Raw genomic sequence first — 6,166 nt, forward strand, 5'->3', positions numbered from 1 at the left:
GCCGACAACGGAAAAGCAAATCATGGAATGGCTTTATGATGAAGTGAAAAACCAGCCTAGCATGCTGCTGAATACTTCAGTGCATGATTTAATCCAACACGCACGCGAAAACCTAGATGATGCGATGAAAAGCATCATCTATGAAAACCGTTTACTGGCAGAATCAGCACTTTCCCGCCCAGTCATGAAAGGCTTTAAAGCAATGATTCGGCAAGAAGGACTGCTCACTCATACAGAGTCTGACGAAATATCAGATTAATCTGAGTTGGGCATGAAAAATATATTTATCAGAGTAACGGGAGTCAGGACTGGAATGTTAAAGCAGCCGTCAGATTATATTAATCTGACTCCTGTTATTACTCTCTAACATTACTCTGCCCCCTGTTATGCGGTAGATTCCGACGAGTTAGCAGACGGCGTGATAATGAATTTTGATAGCAATGGCGTGCTAGTGGGAATTGATTTGTAACATGCTAGTCAACGTGCCGATATTCGTTCGGTTTCGCTGTCGCACCTGCCTTTGACTGATCTGCAAGCAGCTTAAATCCAACATGATGGAGGATTAAACACGATAAAGTGCGCTAATAGGATATGACGATGCAAGAAGGCGCATCGCTCGCGAATGTTGCGCCTCACGTTGTAAGGCGCAGCCCATGTAGAGCGCCCATCTTATCGTGCTGTCAATAATGAAATCCTTCTGCCATTTGTACCACCTCACAAAAGCTGAGGTGTAATAGCTACGCTGTGCCTGCGAGACGAAAAGGTGACATTGATTTCAACGTCTTCATCAAGCTTACCGAGGATTGTAATCATCCGGTCAAGCGTAAAACGACGAAGCTGTGCATTACGGATACGCGAGAATTCAGCATGAGAAACCCCAGTTTGCTTTTCGGCATCGCGTGTTGAGAGCTTGCGGTCATCGAGAATGCCAATAATTTTCGCGGCTACAATAGCGCGAGCTTGCTCCAATCCTGCATTAAGGCGGTCAAAATCGCGGTAAACGTTGCCACTGCCGCGTACCAGTTCCATGTCATCGTTGTTCATTTTAAAGCCTCCTTCAATCTTTTGAGCCGTTCGTTGATAAGATCAACTTCCATTTGCGGTGTTTTAATCCCTGATTTCGATTTCTTCTGAAAAGCATGGATCACCCAAATATCCCTGTCAATCTTGATGGCGTAGAGGGTGCGGAAAGCATCGCCGCGATACTTGAGCGCAATCTCGAACACACCACCACCAACACCCTTGAATGGCTTTGCCTTGTCAGACTTGCCGCTCTCGGCGGCAATTGTGAGTGCGTCGAGCATGTCGCTTTGAACGACTTCGGGAAATTCCTCGAAATCCTTACGCGCTGCTTTCAACCATGATATGGGTCTAATGTTTCGCATTTAACAGATGTTGGCAAATTGGACACCGGATTGCAAGTGAAAAATATAACCTGGTCTGCCTTTGGCACAACGCGATAAGGCGCATCAATCACAAACGTTGTACCGCACAACCTATGTAGAGTGCGCGTCTTATCGCGTTACCAACTTAAAGCGGGACAAATTTAATTTTATAGTCAATAGAGCTAAACCGTCATTCCGGCATGGATTGCCGGAATCCAGGCGCCATGGATGGAAAAGCGCCAAGCACGTCCATATATCCTCGGCAAATGCTCCTGCGTTGGTCTACCTCCTGCGTCCTGCAGTGGTGAATCTCGGCAATCCGCGCCGAGATGACGTAACTCTTATTTGACTGTCTAGTCTTAAGTGGGTAACCAAAAATTCAGACTATCCATTTAAATTAAGTGGCTAATCTGGATTGACTTGTTATGCATTCTGGCGACAACGACTTAACGCTATCGTAGATAATCGAAGCAATTAAAGACCCCGCTATACCAAGAAAAATTGCAAACACACTTGAAATAAACAGTGCCATTACAGGCTTTGCTTTAACGAAGTCGAACATCCTGTAGTAGAGATGTTTTCGAATTTTTCGTATCTCTTTTTGCACCGCCTTAATCGTTTGGCTTGAAACACGTTCGTTTCTCAGGCGCTCCTCGCACTCGCCGCACACAACCGGTTTATCGCAAGACTCAATTAGATCGGACTTAATGCCGTTCATGTCGAAAAGGCACCCGCGCGTTTTCGTCATGAGTAAAGTGAGTGCCTTCACCCAATCCCGGGATTTTGTTTCCCGATCTACGATAAAGGAGCGTGTATGCATAGATAACCCGAAGGATCGCGTTTTCAAGAGGGATATTTTCCCAAGTAAGAAACTCTCTAATTTGGCTAAACGTGAATACGATCTGGTTGTTCCCGAGTCGCCTGGAGTACCAGTTAGCTTCAATCGGAACGTTGACTATTGCTAAAAGAAAATCGGCGCCAGTGTTGGCAGGAAGCTGCTCTCTCAACAACAGATCGGAAAACTCCCAATCTGGGCCATCTGAATTACAGCGTAGAGCAAAATTATCAATGTCGCCGATAAGCTCAAATACGTCAGAATTCCACGCAGACACCTGACTGAGATTTAGGTGCAATGGGAGATGGCCGATTGTGACAAGCTTTATTTTTACTTTTTCCATGTGCATAGTGACTCAAAAGACATAACAAGCAATGATGTGGTTCTGTATATCATGCCGTTTTAGGTGACATGCAACAAGCCTTAGTGTCTTTTTTCTTCAGTACTTAGCCCGCTTAGAATGTTGACTTTCGATCATTCGGAGCAATGCCCTTTTGTGATTGCGCGTTAGTGAGTCGGGTTACGCTGGCGCTAACTCCACCTACCAACTAAACGGAAAACGCAATACCGCCATCATTCAACCAAAAACCAAGCTATACATCTTCTACCTGTGTTTTGTCATCAATAAAGCCATAGCGCTTTAGACGATGCCGTAAAATATTTCGGCTTATCCCTAATAAACGACTGGTTTGTACTTGATTATGTTCGCAGAATTGGTAAGCCGTGCGAAAAATGGCTTCTTCTAATTGCTCAAATAACGCTTGTTGCGGTTGCTCATATAAGGCCAGTAACGCTTGCTCTAATGCTTGTAACGGTAACACGGGTAATGCGGGCTTTGTTGAAATTGAACGAGCAAAATCGGGATTTAAATGTAAATCCGTGTTAGTCACGATAGTGTTTTTGCAGATTAATAATGCATGATGAATCACATTTTCTAATTCACGAATATTGCCTGGCCACGCATAAGCTAACAACGCTTTTTCGGCCTCTAGTGTCAGCTTAGGTAACACAGCATTCAAGCGCTTGCTGTAACGTTCTAAAAAATATTTAGCCAGCGGCAAAATATCACCTGGTCGCTCACGTAACGGCAGTAATGTCATTGCTGCGACATTTAACCGATAAAATAAATCTTCGCGAAAAACGCCCCGCTTGTACCGCTTCGGCTAAATTAACATTGGTGGCGGCAACTAAACGCACATCAACAGGAATTGCGGTTCTTGAGCCTAGCCTGACGACTTCGCGCTCTTGCAATACCCGTAATATTTTCACTTGTGCCGACAGCGGCAAATCACCAATCTCATCGAGAAATAATGTTCCACTGTTAGCGGCTTCAAACCAGCCACTACGCATGGTCAACGCTCCGGTAAATGCACCTCGCTCATGACCGAACAATTCGCTTTCGACCAAGTTTTCCGATAACGCGCCACAGTTTACCGCGATAAACGGACTATTCCGCCGGTGACTTAATTTATGAACTTGGCGGGCGGCTAATTCTTTTCCCGTGCCGGTTTCACCGATGATTAATACTGTCGCGTCACTGGGTGCGATGCGTTCAATATACTCCAACAAACGCAACGACGCTGGATCGTAAAACACTAAGGCGGTTGCTCTAATCGACGTCGCATGGGCATCTGGGTTCGGAAGCGTAATCACAGGCTCAGAAAGCGGAGCAGATTGAAAATCACTGAATATATATTCGTTGTTTTTCATAGTTATATCGTTAATGAGTCAAGCTGCTCTGAACTTTAACAGTTGCTCTATAAAGCGTTTAATGATTATTTTGCTAGTGTTTATCGAATTTCAGCATATACCCTGCTTTGCTGATGCTTAGGCAACAGCTGAGCATCACTTAACTGAACCAATAGCAGCAGTTGTTTTACGCCACACAAAAATAATTATTTTAAATCAATAAATTATAGATTGGCATGAGTTGTGATTAGACAGTGTTGTCGGCAATGTGCATACATTGCCCTACCACTCTTACAGGATGAATACTCATGACTCAAAAATACTCTTTAGCACTAACAATAAGCGCTCTTCTCGTTGCCGCGACTAATGCCAATGCACTAACTCCGTGGGATGACGGCAATCCCAATATTGCTATTTACACGTCAGGTGGTGCGGCACAAGACAAAGCCTATGGGCGCGTGGTGGAAACGACCTTAGCAAAAACCGGCAGCTTAGATACATTTAGCGATGTTGACCCGGTTACCGGTGCTATCGGTTCGCGCTGGACAGTATATTACTTTACCGGGAACGCAAATTTAGGCTCCGGCTTAGCGGGTAAGAAAATTTTATTAGAAAAACGTTCCTACGGTGCCGCAGGCTATGGCGTAGTGCCCTTGCTATCAGGCACCGCGTTAGAACATTTAAAGATAACAGGACAAGAACAATCTGCCTGGGAATCGAGTGGCACAAAACAATGGAAAAAAACTATTGATGCTAGCAATGCCACAACGTATTTGATTAAAAAACAATCCGATGGTGGTTTTTTAGGCGTTGACCCCAATATATTATTAAAGCCAGGCACAGAAAATTATCCGCAACCGGTCAATCAATTAACGACAGGCTTACCCGAAACTAATTGGCCGTTATCCCTTAAGCAAGTTCCAACCACAGGCCCTAATGCCTTCACGATTGTCCCAACCGGTGGCTTAGTGTATGGCGTAGCTGTCACGTTGGATTTATATAAAGCACTACAAGCTGCGCAGAAACGTGCCGGTAGCTTACCCAGTAGTATTCAAATTGGCGCTTATGACGAAGCCAGCTTGCCCAATTTAAATCGTAATGTAATTGGCTCATTATTGGCGGGCAAAATTGGCACTTGGGAGCAGTTTAAAATTGTCGATAAAACCGATGGCAATTCGGTAAAAAGTTTAGTCGATAACGCCATTTTAACGGATGCAGCCATTAGCGCGCCTTATCAAGAAAGCAGTAGCGGTAACCACTTTACGCCAGTAGCTGTCGCCCGTCGCAATAATGGCGCGGCTATTGGTGCCGTTGCGTATGCTAAATTTTTAAATTACCCGGCTACAGCGAACTCATTTGCGCCCGCCGCTAAAACACCCGATAACGCAGTAGATGAAGATGCATCGCTACCCATTGTTAAATCTCCTGGCGGCACATCTGATACGGGCAACTTATTAAAAGATTGGCAAAATGGCACCAATGCCACCAGCTATAATAACGTCGCCGATGGTAGCAATTTTGCTAAGCGTTGGGGAATCGCCATTAATAGCGCCGACCGTAATAATGGCGTAACTACTTCTGGTTCAGGTGGTGATCCGTGGCGTTACATCAAAATTGATGGTTATGCACCGACTATTGAAAAACGTCGCAGCCGGTGTCTATCCGCATTGGGCAGAAGGCGCTGTGTTATACAAAACCAATAAACCTTCTGATCCACAATGGGCACTTAAGACAAAATTGTTAAAAATATTTGCTGATGACTTAGGCAGCCCAACAGTTGCTAATGCAGTCAATACCACGCAAGCCTGGGGGAAAACTGGTATTTTTGCAACCACAGCCGACCCACGAGGCTTTACGGCTAGCGTACCCTTTAATGCTAGCAATCCCGTTGTGCCCTTCACGCATAGCAATAAAGGCTTGAATCGTACTGAAATCGTACCTACCGCAGATTCTGCGGCTAATGGTGGTTTAGTTATTCAATTAAAATAAAGCCATAGGTATTTTCAGTTTAACAAGGGCATTACACTCAAAGCCATTACTCTTAACCTGATGTGAGCGGATTCATTGAAACGACGAGTCGATGTTATAGACGCTTTCAAATTGGCTTCGACAATCGGGCTACACACTTATGACGGGACAGGGCGTTTAGAGAGACAGAAAACTGCTCCTCGGCAATAGCTCCTGCATTGCTCTGCGTCCTGCAGTCGTGCGTTTTCTGCATTCACCACATCCTTGTGGCTCCAGGTGTCGGCAGCAG

7 protein-coding genes and 2 pseudogenes are annotated in these 6,166 nt (G+C 45.1%); 4 read left to right on the forward strand and 5 right to left on the reverse strand.

Annotation, left to right across the window (positions count from 1 at the left end):
- Positions 1–259, forward strand: a pseudogene (locus VZ94_RS18940) (hypothetical protein); the annotation flags it as partial.
- Positions 260–400: 141 nt separating this feature from the next.
- A pseudogene (locus tag VZ94_RS29730) lies at positions 401–469 on the forward strand (DUF2283 domain-containing protein); the annotation flags it as partial.
- Between the two features lie 245 nt (positions 470–714).
- Here the strand turns inward: VZ94_RS29730 and VZ94_RS18945 are convergent.
- The 5 genes from VZ94_RS18945 to VZ94_RS31180 all read right to left on the reverse strand — a co-directional run bounded on the left by VZ94_RS18945 (position 715) and on the right by VZ94_RS31180 (position 3,930).
- Positions 715–1,044 carry a helix-turn-helix domain-containing protein gene (locus VZ94_RS18945; protein ID WP_045780427.1) on the reverse strand — a complete coding sequence of 110 codons (330 nt, stop codon included), beginning with the start codon at positions 1,042–1,044 and terminating at the stop codon, positions 715–717.
- Complete coding sequence (locus VZ94_RS18950) at positions 1,041–1,358, reverse strand: type II toxin-antitoxin system RelE/ParE family toxin (protein ID WP_239650088.1); 318 nt, start codon at positions 1,356–1,358, stop codon at positions 1,041–1,043. Before VZ94_RS18950 ends, VZ94_RS18945 begins: the two co-directional genes overlap by 4 nt.
- Before the next feature lie 731 nt (positions 1,359–2,089).
- Entirely contained in the window at positions 2,090–2,563 is a 474-nt protein-coding gene (locus VZ94_RS23745; RefSeq protein WP_131655644.1) for a hypothetical protein, read from the reverse strand.
- A gap of 250 nt (positions 2,564–2,813) precedes the next feature.
- On the reverse strand, positions 2,814–3,320 hold the full coding sequence (locus tag VZ94_RS31175) for an AAA-type ATPase lid domain-containing protein (protein ID WP_275575328.1): 507 nt from the start codon (positions 3,318–3,320) through the stop codon (positions 2,814–2,816).
- Positions 3,298–3,930 (reverse strand): sigma-54 factor interaction domain-containing protein, encoded by a 633-nt coding sequence (locus tag VZ94_RS31180; protein WP_275575329.1) that lies wholly within the window; start codon positions 3,928–3,930, stop codon positions 3,298–3,300. The genes VZ94_RS31175 and VZ94_RS31180 overlap by 23 nt, the downstream gene beginning before the upstream one ends.
- Positions 3,931–4,217: 287 nt before the next feature.
- Here VZ94_RS31180 and VZ94_RS18965 point away from each other — a divergent pair, with 287 nt between their 5' ends.
- Both VZ94_RS18965 and VZ94_RS29735 read left to right on the forward strand, forming a co-directional pair.
- Positions 4,218–5,612, forward strand: coding sequence for a hypothetical protein (locus tag VZ94_RS18965; RefSeq protein ID WP_239650089.1), 1,395 nt, complete (start codon positions 4,218–4,220; stop codon positions 5,610–5,612).
- Entirely contained in the window at positions 5,545–5,898 is a 354-nt protein-coding gene (locus VZ94_RS29735; protein ID WP_239650090.1) for a hypothetical protein, read from the forward strand. Before VZ94_RS18965 ends, VZ94_RS29735 begins: the two co-directional genes overlap by 68 nt.
- Positions 5,899–6,166: the final 268 nt, after the last annotated feature.

It is taken from the genome of Methylocucumis oryzae, assembly GCF_000963695.1.
GTDB lineage: Bacteria > Pseudomonadota > Gammaproteobacteria > Methylococcales > Methylomonadaceae > Methylovulum > Methylovulum oryzae.